The 17,434-nt window shown below is 71.7% G+C and carries 16 protein-coding genes; 9 read left to right on the top strand and 7 right to left on the bottom strand.

The genetic code is table 11. The features are described from left to right. Nucleotides 1-24: 24 nt before the first annotated feature. The 3 genes from ABD331_RS43675 to ABD331_RS43665 all read right to left on the bottom strand — a co-directional run bounded on the left by ABD331_RS43675 (nucleotide 25) and on the right by ABD331_RS43665 (nucleotide 4,243). Nucleotides 25-2,550, bottom strand: a complete 2,526-nt coding sequence (locus ABD331_RS43675) for a Tex family protein (protein ID WP_344488788.1) — start codon at nucleotides 2,548-2,550, stop codon at nucleotides 25-27. A gap of 27 nt (nucleotides 2,551-2,577) precedes the next feature. Beyond that, nucleotides 2,578-3,744 carry an amidohydrolase gene (locus ABD331_RS43670; protein ID WP_344488785.1) on the bottom strand — a complete coding sequence of 389 codons (1,167 nt, stop codon included), beginning with the start codon at nucleotides 3,742-3,744 and terminating at the stop codon, nucleotides 2,578-2,580. A gap of 88 nt (nucleotides 3,745-3,832) precedes the next feature. Next, nucleotides 3,833-4,243, bottom strand: a complete 411-nt coding sequence (locus ABD331_RS43665) for an organic hydroperoxide resistance protein (RefSeq protein ID WP_344488782.1) — start codon at nucleotides 4,241-4,243, stop codon at nucleotides 3,833-3,835. A gap of 72 nt (nucleotides 4,244-4,315) precedes the next feature. On the opposite strand from ABD331_RS43665, the gene ABD331_RS43660 reads away from it, so the two are divergent. After that, on the top strand, nucleotides 4,316-4,873 hold the full coding sequence (locus tag ABD331_RS43660; RefSeq protein WP_344488779.1) for a TetR/AcrR family transcriptional regulator: 558 nt from the start codon (nucleotides 4,316-4,318) through the stop codon (nucleotides 4,871-4,873). On the opposite strand, the gene ABD331_RS43655 is transcribed toward ABD331_RS43660, so the two are convergent. After that, the gene (locus ABD331_RS43655) at nucleotides 4,874-5,308 is read right to left on the bottom strand and encodes an RpiB/LacA/LacB family sugar-phosphate isomerase (protein WP_344488776.1); all 435 of its coding nucleotides are present in this window, start codon (nucleotides 5,306-5,308) and stop codon (nucleotides 4,874-4,876) included. A gap of 92 nt (nucleotides 5,309-5,400) precedes the next feature. On the opposite strand from ABD331_RS43655, the gene ABD331_RS43650 reads away from it, so the two are divergent. Genes ABD331_RS43650 through ABD331_RS43620 form a run of 7 tightly spaced genes read left to right on the top strand, consistent with a single transcriptional unit; the run spans nucleotide 5,401 to nucleotide 13,206 of the window. Further along, a complete protein-coding gene (locus ABD331_RS43650) occupies nucleotides 5,401-6,456 on the top strand; it encodes an S-methyl thiohydantoin desulfurase family protein (protein WP_344488773.1) in 1,056 nt (351 codons plus the stop codon). Next, on the top strand, nucleotides 6,449-8,032 hold the full coding sequence (locus ABD331_RS43645; RefSeq protein ID WP_344488770.1) for a hydantoinase/oxoprolinase N-terminal domain-containing protein: 1,584 nt from the start codon (nucleotides 6,449-6,451) through the stop codon (nucleotides 8,030-8,032). The genes ABD331_RS43650 and ABD331_RS43645 overlap by 8 nt, the downstream gene beginning before the upstream one ends. A gap of 23 nt (nucleotides 8,033-8,055) precedes the next feature. Then, nucleotides 8,056-9,672, top strand: a complete 1,617-nt coding sequence (locus ABD331_RS43640) for an ABC transporter substrate-binding protein (protein WP_344488767.1) — start codon at nucleotides 8,056-8,058, stop codon at nucleotides 9,670-9,672. Between the two features lie 3 nt (nucleotides 9,673-9,675). Continuing rightward, nucleotides 9,676-10,692: an ABC transporter permease gene (locus ABD331_RS43635; RefSeq protein ID WP_344488764.1), complete on the top strand. Its 1,017-nt coding sequence runs from the start codon at nucleotides 9,676-9,678 to the stop codon at nucleotides 10,690-10,692. Further along, a complete protein-coding gene (locus ABD331_RS43630) occupies nucleotides 10,689-11,588 on the top strand; it encodes an ABC transporter permease (RefSeq protein ID WP_344488761.1) in 900 nt (299 codons plus the stop codon). The genes ABD331_RS43635 and ABD331_RS43630 overlap by 4 nt, the downstream gene beginning before the upstream one ends. A gap of 26 nt (nucleotides 11,589-11,614) precedes the next feature. Next, entirely contained in the window at nucleotides 11,615-12,337 is a 723-nt protein-coding gene (locus ABD331_RS43625) for an ATP-binding cassette domain-containing protein (RefSeq protein ID WP_344488758.1), read from the top strand. Continuing rightward, on the top strand, nucleotides 12,334-13,206 hold the full coding sequence (locus ABD331_RS43620) for an ABC transporter ATP-binding protein (protein ID WP_344488756.1): 873 nt from the start codon (nucleotides 12,334-12,336) through the stop codon (nucleotides 13,204-13,206). The genes ABD331_RS43625 and ABD331_RS43620 overlap by 4 nt, the downstream gene beginning before the upstream one ends. Before the next feature lie 8 nt (nucleotides 13,207-13,214). Here ABD331_RS43620 and ABD331_RS43615 read toward each other — a convergent pair whose 3' ends face one another. Next, nucleotides 13,215-13,694, bottom strand: a complete 480-nt coding sequence (locus tag ABD331_RS43615; protein WP_344488753.1) for a MarR family winged helix-turn-helix transcriptional regulator — start codon at nucleotides 13,692-13,694, stop codon at nucleotides 13,215-13,217. A gap of 73 nt (nucleotides 13,695-13,767) precedes the next feature. Between ABD331_RS43615 and ABD331_RS43610 the strand changes: the two genes are divergently transcribed. Next, the gene (locus tag ABD331_RS43610; RefSeq protein ID WP_344488750.1) at nucleotides 13,768-15,162 is read left to right on the top strand and encodes an MFS transporter; all 1,395 of its coding nucleotides are present in this window, start codon (nucleotides 13,768-13,770) and stop codon (nucleotides 15,160-15,162) included. On the opposite strand, the gene ABD331_RS43605 is transcribed toward ABD331_RS43610, so the two are convergent. Both ABD331_RS43605 and ABD331_RS43600 read right to left on the bottom strand, forming a co-directional pair. Then, entirely contained in the window at nucleotides 15,140-15,496 is a 357-nt protein-coding gene (locus tag ABD331_RS43605; protein ID WP_043630385.1) for a DUF742 domain-containing protein, read from the bottom strand. The genes ABD331_RS43610 and ABD331_RS43605 overlap by 23 nt on opposite strands. Then, nucleotides 15,489-17,390 (bottom strand): sensor histidine kinase, encoded by a 1,902-nt coding sequence (locus ABD331_RS43600; protein WP_344488738.1) that lies wholly within the window; start codon nucleotides 17,388-17,390, stop codon nucleotides 15,489-15,491. The genes ABD331_RS43605 and ABD331_RS43600 overlap by 8 nt, the downstream gene beginning before the upstream one ends. Nucleotides 17,391-17,434: the final 44 nt, after the last annotated feature.

Here is a 17,434-nt window from a genome sequence, read left to right as displayed (position 1 = left end):
ACGCCGTTGCGCTTCTGTCTGACGTCAGCGGTTGTTGTCGCCGGTCAGACCCGCCTTACGGAGGGCCTCCGCCATGGCCCCGCCAGGAGCCGGACGGTCCTGGCGGCGCTGGCCGCCCCGCCCGTCACCGCGCCCGTCACCGCGCCCGCGCTGACCACCGTCACCACCGCGCTGCCCATCGCCCTTGCCGCGCCCGCCATCACCACGACCATCACCACGACCATCGCCACGGCCGCCGTTACCGCGCCCGCCGTCACCACGGCCACCAGCACCGCGACCACCGTCACGAGCGCCGTCACGAGCGCCGTCACGAGCGCCGTCACGAGCACCGTCACGAGCGCCGTCGCCGCGCCCGCCGCCCTGGCGGCCGGCGCCCCGGCGAGGCCCTTCGCCGCCCTGCTCGGCAGCCGTCTCGTCCTCAAGGCGTAGCGTCAGCGAGATGCGCTTACGCGGAATGTCCACGTCGAGCACCTTCACCCGCACGATGTCACCGGGCTTGACCACGTCACGCGGATCCTTGACGTAGTTGCGCGACATGGCCGACACGTGCACCAGCCCATCCTGGTGCACCCCGACGTCCACGAACGCCCCGAACGCCGCCACGTTGGTGACGACGCCCTCCAGGATCATCCCGGACGAAAGGTCGGAGATCTTCTCCACGCCTTCCTTGAAGGTGGCGGTCTTGAAGGCGGGGCGCGGGTCGCGGCCCGGCTTCTCCAGCTCGCGCAGGATGTCGGTGACGGTCGGCAGGCCGAAGGTCTCGTCGGTGAAGTCGTCGGGCCGCAGCGTGCGCAGCGCGCCCGTGTTGCCGATGAGCGTCACAAGGTCGGTCTTGGCGGAGGTCAGGATGCGGCGGACCACCGGGTAGGACTCGGGGTGCACGCTCGACATGTCGAGCGGGTCGTCGCCGCCGCGGATGCGCAGGAAGCCCGCGCACTGCTCGAACGCCTTGGGGCCGAGGCGCGGGACGCTCTTGAGGGCGCCGCGCGTGCGGAAGGGGCCGTTGGCGTCGCGGTGGCGCACGATGCTCTCGGCGAGCGTGGAGCCGATGCCGGACACGCGGGTGAGCAGGGGCGCGGAGGCGGTGTTGACGTCCACGCCGACGGCGTTCACCGCGTCCTCGACGACCGCGTCGAGCGAGCGGGAGAGCTTGGACTCGGCCAGGTCGTGCTGGTACTGGCCGACGCCGATCGACTTCGGGTCGATCTTGACCAGCTCGGCCAGCGGGTCTTGCAGGCGGCGGGCGATGGAGACCGCGCCGCGCAGCGACACGTCGAGGTCGGGCAGCTCCTGCGAGGCGTAGGGGGAGGCCGAGTAGACCGAGGCGCCCGCCTCCGAAACGACGATCTTGGTGATGCCCGGCATGTGCTGGACCAGCTCGCCGGCCAGCTTGTCGGTCTCGCGGGAGGCGGTGCCGTTGCCGATGGCGATCAGCTCGACGCCGTGCCGCTGCGCGAGCGCGCCGAGCACCGCGAGAGACTGGTCCCACTGCCGCTTGGGCTCGTGCGGGTAGATGGTGGCGGTCTCGACGACCTTGCCGGTGGCGTCGACGACGGCGACCTTGACGCCCGTACGCAGGCCGGGGTCGAGCCCCATCGTCGGCCGCGCGCCGGCCGGGGCGGCGAGCAGCAGGTCGCGCAGGTTGGTCGCGAAGACCCGCACCGCTTCGTCCTCGGCCGCCTGCCACAGGCGCATCCGCAGGTCGATGCCCAGGTGCACGAGGATGCGGGTGCGCCAGGCCCAGCGCACGGTCTCGCTCAGCCACTTGTCGGCCGGGCGGCCCTGGTCGGAGACGCCGAACCGGGAGGCGATGCGCAGCTCGTAGTCGGGGCTGTCGTCGGGCTCCAGGGTGACGGAGAGGATCTCCTCCTTCTCACCCCTGAACATGGCCAGGATGCGGTGCGAGGGCAGCTTCGTGAACGGCTCGCCGAACTCGAAGTAGTCGGAGAACTTGGCCCCCGCCTCCTCCTTGCCCTCGCGGACCTTCGACACCAGCCGGCCACGGCTCCAGAACTGCTCGCGCAGCCCGCCGATGAGGTCGGCGTCTTCGGCGAAGCGCTCGATCAGGATGGCCCTGGCGCCTTCGAGCGCCGCGCCCGCGTCGGCGACGCCCTCGGTGACGAAGCCCTCCGCGGTGGCCGCCGGGTCGAGGGTGGGGTCGGCCAGGAGCTGCTCGGCCAGCGGCTCCAGCCCCAGCTCGCGGGCGATCTGCGCCTTGGTGCGCCGCTTGGGCTTGTACGGGAGGTAGATGTCCTCGAGCCGGGCCTTGGTCTCGGCGGCCATGATCTGCTCGCGCAGCTCGTCGTCGAGCTTGCCCTGAGACTCGATGGACTCCAGGATCGCCGCCCTGCGCTCCTCCAGCTCGCGCAGGTAACGCAGCCGCTCCTCCAGCGTGCGCAGTTGCGCGTCGTCGAGGGTGCCGGTGGCCTCTTTGCGGTATCGCGCGATGAACGGCACGGTCGCGCCGCCGTCGAGCAGGTCGACGGCCGCCTGCACCTGCCCGTCGCGTACGCCGAGCTCTGCGGCGATCCGCTGGTGAATAGAGAGCACTTGCCTGCCTTTCGATGGTCCCGCCGGTCAATTGTGCAGGACGACGCCGTCCTTCATGACCAGAGTGCGCGCAGGGTGAACGACCACGGCCTCCGCCGGGCTCCCCGCGGGCACCACCACGAGGTCGGCCCGGTCGCCCGGCGCGAGCCCGTAGTCGTCGAGCCCGAGCGCCCGCGCGCCGCCGACGGTGGCCGCCTCCAGCGCCAGCTCGATGTCGTCGTCTCTGCGGAACGTGCTGCGGTAGGCGACGTGCATCGCGCGCTCCAGCATGTCGCCGCTGCCGTACGGGCCCCACAGGTCGCGGATGCCGTCGTGCCCGCACGCGACCGTGACCCCGGCCGCCCTCAGCTTCTTGACGGGCGGCACGGGGAAGTCGTAGACGGCCGCCGTCACCACCGCGACCCCGGCCTCGGCCAGGCCTTCGACGAGGTGGTCCTGGGCGGCTTCGTCGAGCTGGCCCAGCGCGTACGCGTGGCTGACCGCCACCCTGCCGCGCAGCCCGAGCGCCTTCGTGCGCTCGATGATCAGCCTCAGCTCCCACCCGCCGAGCGTGCCCCCGTCGTGCAGGTGGATGTCGAGGTGGGTGCCGTAGCGCCCGGCGAGGCCGAAGATCAGGTCGAGGTGGCGCACCGGGTCGCGGTCGATGCCCGCCGGGTCGAGGCCGCCCACGGCCTCCACGCCGCTCTTGAGCGCCTCCTCCAGTAATTCGGCCGTGCCCGGGTTGGTGAGCACGCCGTGCTGGGGGAAGGCGACCTGGCGCACGTCGATGGGGGAGGCGGCGGCGGCTTCGCGCACGGCCTCGACCCCGCGCAGGCCCGCCGCGGGGTCGATGTCGGTGTGGGTGCGGACGTGCGTGGTGCCTGCCCGGCTCATCCGCTCCAGCAGCGCGGTGATCCGCGCGACGCTCGGCACGCCCAGCTCGGCGCGGCGGCCGAGGTCGTTGGAGATGCGGCCGGAGAGCGTGTCGCCGGCGGAGTGCGGCACCCACGGGCCGCCGTAGAGGGTCTTGTCGAGATGGCAGTGGGCCTCGACGAGGCCGGGCAGGACGAGCTGCCCCGACACGTCGTGGACCTGCGCGCCGGGCGCCTCGACCGGGCTCAGCGAGACCCGGGCGACGCGGCCGGCGCGGACCAGGATGTCGGCAGGCGCTCCGAGCCCCCAGGGGAGCCCGCCGCGGAGCAGCACGTCGGTCATGCCCAGCACCCTAGAGGGCGGGACCGACGATTTCCCTGCCTCTGGTGTGACGTTTCTGAAGACCTTCGGGTGTGATGTGCCGGGAGGGCTATTCGATGACGAGCTTGACCGGGATGTTGCCGCGGGTGGCGTTGGAGTAGGGGCACACCTGGTGGGTGGCCTCGACCAGCTCCTGCGCGACGTCCGGCGCGATGTCGTCGGGCAGCTCGATCCGGAGCGTGGCGTCGAGCTGGAAGCCGCCCTTGCCGTTGGGGGACAGGCCGATCTCGGCGGTGACGGCGGCGTCCGCCACGTCGATCTGCTTGCCGCCCGCCACGAGCCGCAGCGCGGAGGCGAAGCAGGCCGCGTAACCGGCGGCGAAGAGCTGCTCGGGGTTGGTGCCCTCGCCGTCGCCGCCCAGCTCCTTCTGCATGGCGAGCTTGACGTCGAGCCGCCCGTCGGAGGAGACGGCGCGGGCGTCGCGGCCGGATGAGGTGGCGATGGCGGTGTAGATGCTCATGAAACCCTCGCTTGGTAGACAGACCTGTCTGTTCGCCTAAGACTAGACAGGTCTGTCTGGTATCGTCAACAGGTGAGCGCGAGAACGGTGAGCCCGGCACGGACCCGGGTGCTGGAGACCGCCGCCCGGCTGTTCTACGGCGAGGGCGTCCACACGGTGGGCATCGACCGCATCATCGCGGAGGCGGGCGTCGCGAAGGCGACCTTCTACCACCACTTCCCGAGCAAGGACGAGCTGGTCAGGGCCTACATCGTCGAGCAGTCGACGATGCAGCGCGGCTTGGCCGAGAACGTGCGCGAGGGCTCACCGACGCAGCGGCTGCACGCCATCTTCGCGTTCATGTGCGAGTTCGGCGCCGGCCTCACGTTCCGGGGCTGCCCCTTCGTCAACACGGCGGCCGAGTATCCCGACCCCGGGCATCCGGTGCGGCAGGCCATCGCCGCGCACCGGCGCTGGAACCGCGACCTCTACCGCGACCTGCTCGCCGCCGGCGGCCACCAGGACCCGGAGCGCACCGCCGACGTGCTCATGCTGCTCAGGGACGGCCTCGTGGTCGGCTTCGACCTCGACGACCCCGCCACCGTCAAGGCCGCCGTGGACGAGGCGCTCGGCAAGGTGCTGGGGCCCTGATCAGATGGCGTCGAGGTGGGCGACGTTCGCCACGTCGGCAGGGTCGGTGCTCGGGCTTCCCGCCAGCCAGGCGTCCAGGATCTCGTCCAGGACGACCTCCGAGGTGAGCCGCAGGCTGAGCGCGAGCACGTTGGCGTCGTTCCACTTGCGGGCGCCGTCGGCGGTGTAGGCGTCCACGCACAGAGCGGCCCGGACGCCGGGCACCTTGTTGGCGGCGATCGAGGCGCCCGTGCCGGTCCAGCAGCAGACGACCGCCTGCTCGGCGCGGCCCTCGCTGACGTCTCTGGCGGCCAGCTCGCACGCCCACGCCCAGTCGTCGCGCTCGCCGTCGCCGAGCGCGCCGTGCGTCACGACCTCGTGCCCCCGCCTGCGCAGCTCGGACACGACCCGCTCGGCCACGCCGTCCTTGCTGTCGGCGGCCACCGAAATCCGCATGGGTTCTCCCCTCCGCGTTCCAGACTAGAGGGCTGTGAGACTGGCGTCGTGCGGCGGTTTGTGCTTGGTTGTGGCGACATATGCGACTTGAAATGAATGACATTCCGGCCCTCGCCCGTGGCTGCGCCGTACTGGGCACCGGCGGCGGGGGAGACGTGCGGACGGGATCGCTCGCCGCGATCAGAGCCATCCGCGAGTACGGCCCCGTCCCCCTGCTGCGACTGGACGACCTGCCCGGCGACGCGCTGATCCTGCCGCTGTCCGGCATCGGCGCGCCGACCGTCAGCCACGAGATGATCCACGGTGAGGACGAGCCGAAGCGCATCGCCGAGGAGGCCGAGCGCATCTTCGGCCGGCCGCCGAGCGCGATCATGTCCTCCGAGATCGGCGGCGCGAACGGCGTCGCGCCCGTCGCCTGGGCCGCCCAGCTCGGCGTGCCGCTGCTCGACGCCGACGGCATGGGCCGCGCCTTCCCCGAGGTGCAGATGGTCTCGATGTACGTGGCGGGCATCCCGGCCGACCTGGTGATCATGTCCGACGTCGCGGGCAACGTGGTGACCATCCGTCCCGTCGACGGGCTCTGGTCCGAGCGCCTCGCGCGGGCCGTCTGCGTGGCGGCAGGCTCGCACGCGCTGATGGCCGACTACGTGCTGACCGCCGACCGGGCCAGGGGCGCGGTCATCGAGGGTACGGTCACCCGCGCCCTGGAGGTGGGCCGGGCCACGGAGGGCGCCGCCGACCCGCTCGGCGCGCTGCGCGACCGCCTGGGCGCCACCAGGCTGATCACCGGCAAGCTGACGGACGTGGAGCGGCGCACCACGGGCGGGTTCGTCCGCGGCACCGCCACGATCGAGGGCACCGGCGACGACCGGGGCCGCCGGCTGACCGTGGAGCTGCAGAACGAGAACCTGGTCGCCGTCGAGGACGGCCGGACCCGCGCCATGGTGCCCGACCTCATCACGGTCGTGGACACCGAGACCGCCGCCGCCGTCCAGACCGAGGGCCTGCGGTACGGGCAGCGCGTCACGGTCCTCGCCTGGCCGTGCGACCCGCTCTGGCGCACGCCCAAGGGGCTGGAGACCGCCGGGCCGCGGGCCTTCGGCTACGACCTGGACTACGTGCCCGTCGAGGAGTTGACGCATGGCTGACCTGAAGATCGGGATCGACGTCGGCGGGACCAACACCGACGCGGTCGTGCTCGACCCCGACGGGCGGGTGATCGCCAAGGCCAAGCGCCCGACCAGCCCGGACGTGACCGACGGCCTGCGCGCCGCCCTGGACGCCGTGCTGGCCGAACTCGACGACGCGGGCCGTCAGAGTGTCACGCGTGTCATGCTCGGCACCACCCACGCCACCAACGCCATCCTGGAGCGGCGCGGCCTGGGCCGGGTGGCCGTGATCCGGCTGGGCGCCCCCGCCACCACCGCCGTCCCCCCGCTCTCCGACTGGCCGGACGACCTGCGCAAGACGGTCTCGGCGGGCGAGGCGATCGTGCGGGGCGGCCACTACGTGGACGGCCGCGAGATCAGCCCGCTCGACCTGGACGCCGTCCGCCGCTTCCTGGACGGCGTGCGCGCCGACGCCGTGGCCGTCACGAGCGTGTTCAGCCCCGCCGACGACGGCCACGAGCGCCGCGTCGAGGAGCTGGTCAGGGCCGAGTACGGCCTGCCGGTGTCGGTGAGCAGCGAGATCGGCTCCCTGGGCCTGCTGGAGCGCGAGAACGCCACCGTCCTGAACGCCGCACTCTACGGCGTGGCCGCCCACGTCACCGACGCCCTGGTCACGGCGCTGCAGGAGCGGGGCCTGGGGGCGCGCCCGTACCTGGCGCAGAACGACGGCACGCTCATGACGCTGGAGCACGCCGCCCGCCTGCCGGTCTCCACGATCGGCTCGGGCCCGGCGAACTCGCTGCGCGGCGCCGCGTACCTGTCGGGCGTGGCGGACGCGGTCGTGGTGGACGTGGGCGGCACGTCCACGGACCTCGGGGTGCTGGCCGGCGGGTTCCCCAGGGAGTCGGCGGCGGCGGTCGAGATCGGCGGGGTGCTGACGAACTTCCGCATGCCCGACATCCTGGCCATCGCGCTGGGCGGCGGCACCGTGGTGCGCCCGCACGGCATCGGCCCCGACTCGGTCGGCTACCGGATCGTGCGGGAGGCGCTGGTGTTCGGCGGGGCGACGGCGACGATGACGGACGCGGCGGTCGCGGCGGGCAGGGTTCCCCCGGGAGCCGAAGACTGGCACGAGCGGCTCCAGCGCGCCCTTGAAGAAGAAGGACGCGGCCAGGGTGACATGTCGGAAGAAAAGGCAGACATTCTGGAAAGCGCGGTTACCCGAGCCGACGAGATGGTGATCGACGCCGTGGACCGCATGACGCTCGGCAGATCCGACCGGCCCCTGGTGGCGGTGGGGGGCGGGGCGTTCCTGCTGCCCGATCACATCCCCGGCGTGAGCCGCGTGATCAGGCCCGAGCACGCGGAGGTGGCGAATGCCGTGGGGGCGGCCATAGCGCTCGCGAGCGGCAGAATCGATACGATCTTGCCAGCGGGAGACAGCCGGTCGGCAGCGATCGAGAGCGCCAAGGAGGAGGCGCGGGCGCGAGCCGTGGCAGCGGGGGCGGACCCCGCACACGTCGAGATCGTGGACCTCCTCGAGGTGCCGCTGAGCTATCTCTCCGAGCCCGCCGTGCGGGTGCACGTCAAAGCAGCCGGACCCCTCGCCCGGTGACCTCTCGAAAGGATCCCCCCACCATGCGCTGGCACAAGCGGCTGCTCGTCGCCGGGCTAGCCGGTGTCCTCGCCCTGACCGCGTCCGCGTGCGCGGGCGGCCAGGTGCGCGGCGCCGGCGGGACGCCACAGCCCCAGCCGAGCAGCGGAAGCCCGGCAGGTCAGGCCGGCGGGCCGGCCAACGACGCCACGTTCGTCTACGCGCCGAACCAGGACGTGGTCACCGACTGGGACCCGGCGACCTCCTACTCCAACGAGATCATCGCCCTGTCGAACATCTACGAGGGCCTGACCAGGTACAACTCCCAGACCAAGCAGGCCGAGCCGCGCCTGGCGACCGAGTGGACGTCGTCGGCCGAGGGCAAGGAGTGGACGTTCAAGCTGCGGCAGGGCGTGAAGTTCCACACCGGCGACCCGCTGGACGCCGAGGCCGCCAAGAAGGCGATCGAGCGGACGATCGAGAAGAAGGGCGGCGCCGCCTACATCTGGGACCCGGTGGACAAGATCGAGGCGGTGGACGCGAGCACGCTCAAGTTCACCCTCAAGTACGCCGCCCCGCTCGACCTGGTCACCTCCTCCGGCTACGCGGCCTGGATCTACGACGCGGACGCCGTGGACGCCGACGGCAAGACGACCGCCGGCACCGGCCCGTACACGATCGACTCGTGGAAGAAGGGCGAGGAGAACGAGCTGACGCTGAAGGCGTACGAGGACTACTGGGGCGGCTGGAAGCCGGAGCAGTACAAGAAGGTGACCTTCCGCGTCACGCCGGAGATCACCACCGCCTGGCAGCTCCTCCAGAACGGCGAGGTGAACTTCGTCAGGCGCCTGAACCCGCAGCTCTTCGCCCAGGCGGGCACCACGCGGGGGGTGCAGACCGCGCAGGCGCAGTCGTTCCAGAACCTGCTGGTGCTCTTCAACACCGCCGACGGGCCCACCAAGGACGTCAAGGTGCGGCAGGCGCTGCAGCTCGCGATCGACTACGACGGCCTGGCGGCGGCGCTGGAGGGCTCGGGCGTCAAGGCCAGCGGCCTGGTGCCTGAGGGCCTGATCGGCCACGTCAACGGCATGGAGCCCAAGCAGGACCTGCCGAAGGCGCAGCAGCTTCTCGCCGACGCCGGGTACGGCCCCGACCTGGAGGAGCTGAAGCTCAGCCTCACCTACGCCATCGGCGACGAGGACCAGAAGCTGCTGGTGACGCTGCTCAGCTCGACGCTGAAGCAGCTCAACGTGACGCTCCAGGCCAAGCCGATGAACTGGAACGCGCAGTGGGACCTGGGCAAGAAGGGCGGCCAGGACATCTTCGTCATGTACTGGTACCCGGACTATCCGGACGCCTACTCGTGGTTCCTCAACGTGTTCAAGAGCGCGGAGGATCCGCAGTTCAACCTGTCGTACCTGAAGAACGCGCAGATCGACGCGGCCATCGACAAGCTGCCCGAGCTGACGGCCACCGACAAGCTGGCGGCCGAGATGGAGTACGAGAAGCTGCAGCAGCAGATCATCCAGCAGGAGGCGGCGGTCGCGGTGCCGTACGTGCAGCGCTACCAGCGCGCGCTGACGGCCGACGTGCAGGGGTACCAGGACAACCCGGCCTACCCCAGCGTGGTCTTCTTCTACGACCTCAAGCGCGCCGGCTGAGCCGTGCTGCGCCATCTGGCCCGCCGGCTCGGCCAGGCCCTCCTGGTCGTGGCCGGCGTGGTCGTGCTCACGTTCGCGGTGATGCGGCTGGTGCCGGGCGACCCGGCGGTCGCGTTCGCCGGGCCGAAGGCCACGCCCGAGCAGCTCGCCGAGGCCCGCGCGCGGTTCGGCCTGGACGACCCGCTGCCCGTGCAGCTCCTGAACTACGCCCGCGACCTGGTCACCGGCGACTGGGGGACCAGCCTGCGCACCAGGCAGCCGGTGCGCGACGACCTCTACCTGGCCTTCCCCGCCTCGCTGGAGCTGGTCGGGGCGGCGCTGCTGGTGGCGATCGCGCTGGGCATCCCGCTCGGGGTGCTCGCCGCCCGCCACCGGCGGCGGCTGCCCGACCTCGGGGTGCGGTTCGGCAGCATGCTGGCCGTCTCCGTGCCGGTCTTCTTCCTGGCCCTGGCGCTGCAGACGGTGTTCGCCAGCCACCTCGGCTGGTTCCCGATCGCCGGCGAGTACGACACCGCGCTCGACACCACCAGCCCGCTCACCCTCTGGACGAACATCACCGTCGTCGACGCCCTCATCACCGGCAACTGGCCCATCTTCACCAGCACCCTCGAACACCTGGTGCTGCCCGCCCTCGTCGTGGCCGCGTACCCGATGGGCGTGATCGCCCAGATGACCAGGGCCGCGCTCATCGAGGAGTCGGGGCAGGACCACGCCAGGCTGGAGCGGGCGCTCGGGTTCGGCGAGACGTCGATCCTGACCAGGTTCGCGCTGCGGCCGGCGCTCAGCCCGGTGCTGTCGCTGATCGCGCTGGTCTTCGCGTACGCGATCGTCAACGGCTTCCTCGTCGAGGCGGTCTTCAACTGGCCGGGCCTGGGCCGCTACGCCGCCGAGTCGATCCGCTCGCTGGACACTCCCGGCATCGCGGGCGTCACCCTCCTGGTCGCCCTGGTGTACGTGCTGGCCAACCTGGTCGTGGACGTGCTGCAGGGCTTCGTCGATCCGCGGACGAGGTCGCGATGACGGACGTGCAACCGCTGCGGCGCAGCCTGCCCCGCATCCCTGACAAGTTCGCCGCGTTCGGGGCGGTGCTGCTGGTGCTCATCGTGCTGGCCGCGCTGCTGGCGCCGTGGCTGGCGCCGTACCCGCTGGACGAGCCGCGCCCGCTGGAGCGGCTGCTGCCGCCGAGCGGCGCCCACTGGTTCGGCACCGACCAGGTCGGCCGGGACGTGCTGACGAGGATCCTGTACGGCGGGCGCACCTCGCTGACCATCGCCGTGGCCGTGCTGGCCGTCTCGGCGGCGGCCGGGGTGACGCTGGGCGTGGTCGCCGGGTACACGGGCGGCTGGCTCAGGGACGTGATCATGCGGGTCACGGACGTGTTCCTGGCCTTCCCCGCGCTGCTGCTCTCCCTGGCGCTGGCCGTGGTGCTGCAGCCCAGCGTGAACACGGTGATCCTGGCCATCGCGGTGACCTGGTGGCCGTGGTACGCCCGGCTGGCCGCCTCCGTGGCCGCCTCGATCGCGACCCGCCCGTACGTGGACGCGGCCCGCTGCCTCGGCGTGCCCGCCCCGATGATCATCCTGCGGCACGTGCTGCCGAACTCGATCACCCCCGTCCTGGTGCAGCTCTCGCTGGACGCGGGCGGGGTGATCCTGACCTCGGCGGCGCTGTCGTACCTGGGGCTGGGCGCGCAGGAGCCGACGGCGGAGTGGGGGCTGATGGTGCAGCAGGGGCAGACGCTGTTCACCACGAACTGGTGGGTGGTGACCTTCCCCGGGCTGGCGATCCTGCTGACGGCGTTCGCGTTCAACGTGCTCGGTGAGGGGCTGCGCAACGCGCTGGACCCCCGAGCGGAGGAGCTCGGCAGGAGAGAGCGACGAAGGAGCCAACGGATGCCGAAGCGGCCGCGACCATGAGCACGCAGGGCGGTCAAGTGATCTCGGTGCGCGACTTGAAGGTGTGCTACGGCGGGCGGGTCGTCGCCGACGTACCCGAGCTGGACGTGGGCGCGGGGGAGTGCGTGGCGATCGTGGGGGAGAGCGGGTCGGGCAAGTCCACGACGCTGCTCTCGCTCCTCGGCCTCACCGAAAACGCCGAAATTTCCGGACATGTGCGCGTATGCGGCGTGGACGTGCTCACCGCCCCGCAGAAGGCGCTGCGCGCGATCCGCGGCGCCCGCGCGGCCCTGGTCATGCAGTCGCCGCAGGCCGCGCTCAGCCCCGCCACCCGCCTCGGCACGCTCCTGCGCCGCGCGCTCAAGCTGCACGGCAGGCAGGGCAACGACGTGGACGCGGCGCTGGAGGCGGTCATGCTCGACCGCGAGATCCTGCGCCGCTACCCCCACGAGGTCTCCGGCGGCCAGGCCCAGCGCTTCGCCATCGCGCTGGCCATCGCCCTGGGCGCCGAGGTCATCCTGGCCGACGAGCCCACCAGCGCGCTGGACGTCACCGTGCAGGCCGAGGTGGTCGGCGTGCTGCGCAGGCTCAGGACCGAACGGGACCTGGCGCTCCTGCTGGTCTCCCACGACCTGGCCCTGGTCTCGACGATCGCCGACCGGGTGCTGGTCATGAAGGACGGCGCGGTGGTGGAGTCGGGGCCGGCCGCCGAGGTGCTGGCCCGGCCGTCCCACCCCTACACCCGAGAGTTGCTGGAGGCGCTGCCGTGACCACGCTGAGGGCCGAGCGGGTGACGCTCGGGTACGGCCGACGCCCCGTCGTGCACGACGTGAGCCTGGACATCGTCGAGGGCGGCGTGGGGCTGATCGGGGAGAGCGGCTCGGGCAAGACGACGCTGGCGCGCGCGTTCCTGGGCCTCCTGAGCCCCATGTCCGGAAATATCTGGTACGGCGACCGGACGCTCGCCAAGACGGACCTGAAGGCGTTCAGGAAGGACGTGCAGCCCGTCTTCCAGGCCGAGGCCCTCGACCCCAGGATGCGCGTCGGCCGCTCCATCGCCGAGGCGCTGCCGCGCGCCGCCCGCGCCCGCGTCGGCGAGCTGCTCGAACAGGTCGGCCTGGACCCCGAGCTGGCCGGCCGCCGCCCCCACCAGCTCTCGGGCGGCCAGCGCCAGCGCGTGGTGATCGCCAGGGCCCTGGCCGTCGGGCCGCGCCTGCTCATCCTGGACGAGCCCACCAGCGCGCTCGACGTCACCGTCCAGGCCAGGATCCTCGACCTGCTGGCCTCGCTGGACACCGGGCGGCTGCTCATCACCCACAACCTGGCCGTGGTGGAACGCCTCTGCCGCACCTCCCACGTGCTCTTCGCCGGTCGCGTGGTCGAGTCGGGCCCCACCGCGCAGCTCCTGGCGAACCCGGCGCACCCGTACACGAAGGCGCTGCGCGACGCGGTGCCCACGCTCGGCGGCGAGCCACCGCAGGCCAGGGGCAGGACCGAGGCCGTGCCCGCCGCGACCGGCTGCCCGTACCGGCTGCGCTGCCCGCTGGCGGTGGCCGCCTGCGAGCAGGCCCCCGCCCTGCGGGAGGTGAAGGACCGCCAGGTGGCCTGCCACCGTGCGGAGGACGTCCTGTCAGGCTGAGGTGCTTGTCACTTCGCGGAGGATGTCCTGTCGAGCTGAGGCTTCAGGTGCTCGAACATGTCCTCGGCGAGCTTGTCGAGCAGCCGCGCCAGCTCCGCCTGGTCCGCCGGTGACCAGCCGGTCAGCGCGCCCTCGAACCACTCGGTGGTGACCCGGCGGCACGAGACCGCAGCCTCGGCCCCCTCCTCGGTGAGCGCGATGCGCCAGGCCCGCCCGTCGTCGGGGTCGCGGACGCGCTGGACCAGCCCGCGCCGCTCCAGCGACGCCACGTGCCGCGTCACGTGCGGGCTCTCCACCTGAAGGCTCTCGGCGATCATCCCGATCCTGCGCGGCTCGCCCGCGTCCAGCAGCGTGACCAGGATCTGGACGTCCGGCCGGTCGAGCCTGACCCCCGCAGCCTCGGTCAGCCGCTCGTGGGTCTTGGCGCGGTTGAACATGGTCGCGAGGCGGCGATAGGCGTTCACCGTGCGCTGCAGATCTTGGTCCATCCGCTTGATTACCTAACTTACGTATGTATTATCGGTTCTCGACTACTTACCCAAGTTATCCAAAGGAGCCGACATGGCGACAGTCGTCATGCCCGCGTCACGCGAGGCATCACGCCTGAACCCCTGGCCCGCGGTGGTCTCACTGGCCTTCGCCGCCTCCATCGCCGCCCTGCAGAACACCGCGGTGGTGCCCCTGCTTCCCGTGCTGCAACGCGAGCTGAACACGTCCTTGAGCGCCGTGAGCTGGACACTCACCTTGAGCCTGCTGGTCGGCGCGGTGTCCACCCCGCTGTTGTCGCGCTTCGGCGACATGTACGGCAGGCGCCGCATGATCCTCGGCGCCCTGGCGCTCCTGGTGGCGGGCTCGGTGCTGGCCGCGCTGGCGACCTCGCTGACCTGGCTGATCGTGGCCAGGGTGCTGCAGGGCTTCGTGGCCGCGCTGGTGCCGTTGTCGATCGGGGTGGTTCGCGACTCCCTGCCCCGGCAGCAGCTCGCGACCGGCATCGGGGTGCTGAGCGCGACCATGGGGTTCGGCAGCGGCGGCGGCATGATCCTGGCCGGGCTCGCCTCCGGCGACTACCACCTGGTCTTCTGGATCACCGGCGGGATCTCGCTGGTGGCCGCCGTCATCGTGGCCGTCCTCGTGCGTGACTCGGCCCCGCCCGTGAAGGGCCGCCCCGACCTGGCGGGGGCGGCGCTGCTGACCGGATGGCTGGTCGCGCTGCTGCTGGCCGTCAGCGAGGGCGGCTCGTGGGGCTGGGCCTCGCCGGGCGTGCTCGGGCTGTTCGCCGTGGCGGCCGTGCTGGCCGTCGTCTGGGTGCTGGTCGAGCGCAGGGTGGCCGAGCCGCTGGTGGAGATGGCGATGCTGGTGCACAGGGGCACGGTGGGGGCGACGGTGTCGTCGCTGCTGCTCGGGTTCTCGTTCTTCACCCTGCTGACCGGCATGTCCGGCTTCGCCCAGGCGCCCGCGGCGGCGGGCGGGCTCGCGGCCACCACCCTCCAGGTCGGCGTCTACCTGCTGCCGAGCACGCTGTTCATGCTGGTGATCTCGCTGTTCGCGGGCCGGATCATGCGCAGGCTGCCGGCGTCCGTCATGGTGGCGATCGGCTCGGGAGTCACCGGGCTGGCCGGGCTCTGGCTGGTGCTCCAGCACTCCGCTCCCGCGCACCTGTACGTGGCGTCCTCGCTGATGGGGATCGGCCTCGGCGTCGGCTACGCGGCGCTGGGCACCATGGCCGTCGAGCACGTCGCGGCCGACAGGACGGCCGTGGCGGCCGGGGTGAACGCGCTGGTCAGGATCGTGGGCGGCAGCGTGGCGGGGGCCGCGATCGCCGCCGTGCTGGCCGCGGGCGGCGGCTACCCCTGGGTCTTCGGGGCAGCCGCCGGAGCGGGCGTCGTGGCCGCGCTGTTCGCGGCCGGGTACGGCTACCTGAACCGCGGGCCGGTCACAGCGCCTTCAGGCCACTGATCACTTCCAGCAGCACCTTGGCGTCCGGGGCGGGCGGCGGCAGCTCGACCTGCACGAGTTGCTGGGCGTGCAGGTCGCCGACCAGCACCCGGACCACGCCGATGGGCAGGTTCAGCTCGGCCGCCACGTCCACCAGCCGCGTGGGCTGGGTGCACTTCTGCAGGATGATCAGATGTTCGGGGTCGAGGCCGCGCGGCGGCGTCAGGCCGCCCGCCGTGATGATCACCGCGATGAGGTCGATGGCCTCGCTCGCGGGGACCGTCCGGCCTCTGGTCAGCAGGTAGGCGGGGACGATCGGACCGGCGTCCTCGTCCAGCCAGCGCTCTTCAGTCACTTCGCACCACCCGCATGGGACGAGCGGCGGGCTCCTTCTGCACGGCCTTGGCCGGGGCTTCTGGCTCCGGCTCGGCCACGTGCTCTTCCGGGATCAACACGATCGCGGTGGTCCCTCCATATGGTGAACCGCGCAACGTCACGCGGATGTCGTGCCTGGCGGCCAGGCGGGAGACGACGAAGAGGCCGAGCCGGTCACTGTCGGCCAGGTCGAACTCCGGCGGGCTGGCCAGCCGCTCGTTGTACTCGGCCAGCTCTTCTGCTTCCATCCCGAATCCCCGGTCCTCGACCTCGAAGGCGAAGCCCCGGGCCGCCGCCTCGCCGCGCACGATGACCGGCGTGTGCGCGGGCGAGTAGACGGTGGCGTTCTCGATCAGCTCGGCGATGAGGTGGATCACGTCGCCGACCACGGTGCCGGCCAGGCGCTGGCCGGACATCGGCTCGACGACGACCCGCTGGTAGTCCTCCACCTCGGCGGCGGCGCCGCGGGCCACGTCCAGCAGCGGCACGGGACGGCTCCAGCCGCGCCCCGGCGTCGCGCCCGACAGGATGATCAGGCCTTCCGCGTGGCGGCGCATGCGCGTCGTCAGGTGGTCCAGCTTGAACAGGTCGTCGAGCTGCTCGGGGTCGGTGGCCCGGTTCTGCATGTCCGCGAGCTGGATGCGCTGGCGGTGCAGCAGCGTCTGGCTGCGCCTGGCCAGGTTGCGGAAGACGTGCCCGACGCCCTCGCTGAGCTGCGCCTGGCCGACCGCGGCCTCCACCGCCGTCTGCTGCACGGTGGAGAACGCCTTCCCCACGTCGTCGATCTCGACCGTGGAGCTGGCCACCGACAGCTCGGGCATCTCCACCTTCTCGCCCTTGCGCAGCTTGGCGACCACGTGCGGCAGCCGTTCCTGCGAGACCTCCAGCGCGGCCAGCCGCAGCGCGCCCAGCTCCCTGGACAGGCGGTTGCCCATGCGCAGCGAGAACGCGATCGACACGATCACCAGCGCGAGCGCCGTGCCCGCCAGCAGGAACGCCCGCGACAGCACCTGGTCGGCCACCGGCTCGGCCCGCTCGTTCAGCAGCGTGCTGGCCTTCATCTGGGCCTCGTGGAACGACTTGGACAGCCCCTCGGTGGTGCTCAGCCAGCCCAGCGGCGTGCCGCCGGCGATGATCTGGTCCTCCATCATCCGCATCCGCTGGTAGGCGGGGGAGCTGACGAGGGCGACCTGGGGGTCGCGCAGAGCCGGGTCGAGCTCGCCGAGGCCCTGGTCGATCAGGAAACGCCGGTTGCCCGCGATCTGGGTGAACAGCCTGCGCTCCGCGGCGTTCACCGTGCCGAGGCCGATGGCCTGCTCCCTGCTCAGCAGCTCCCTGGCGTAACCCATCTCGATCACCACGCGCGACTGCTCGTAGATCGGGATGTCGTCGATCAGCGCGACCTTGCGGTGCAGGCCGTACAGGGTGTCGATGACCGAGTTGTACGCCTCCACGCTGTGCAGACGGTCCGACAGACCCGCGTCGATCTCCCCACGGACCGAGTCGAGCCTGTCGAGTTGCGTGTACACCGCGTCCACTTGCGTGCGGATCTCTTCCGATCTGTCCTTGGAGGTGCTGGAGAGCTTGCTGAACGAGTCGCGGGCGGCGTCGGTCTTGGTGCGCTGCGTGGCGACGGCGGACTCGTCCGTGACGTTACGCAGGAGCTGGGCGGAGACGAGACGTTCGCGCTGGATCTCGCCGATCAGTTTGTACGCGGGAAGGCGGAGGTTCGTCCAGACTGTCTTGTATTGACGCAGCTCCAAGCTCTCGCTGGCAGTGACGGCGGTGATGACCCCCCACAACACCACCATGGAGGTCAGCGGCACCAGTAGTAGTCCGATGATCTTCATGCGGATCGTTCGGCTACGACCCATGGCACCTCACTCCGGTCGGTCCCAAGCTGGCAACCCCGGACGGG

Origin of the sequence: Nonomuraea monospora (assembly GCF_039531895.1) — a bacterium.
Taxonomy (GTDB): domain Bacteria; phylum Actinomycetota; class Actinomycetes; order Streptosporangiales; family Streptosporangiaceae; genus Nonomuraea; species Nonomuraea monospora.
This window is presented reverse-complemented; position numbering and strand designations above follow the sequence as displayed.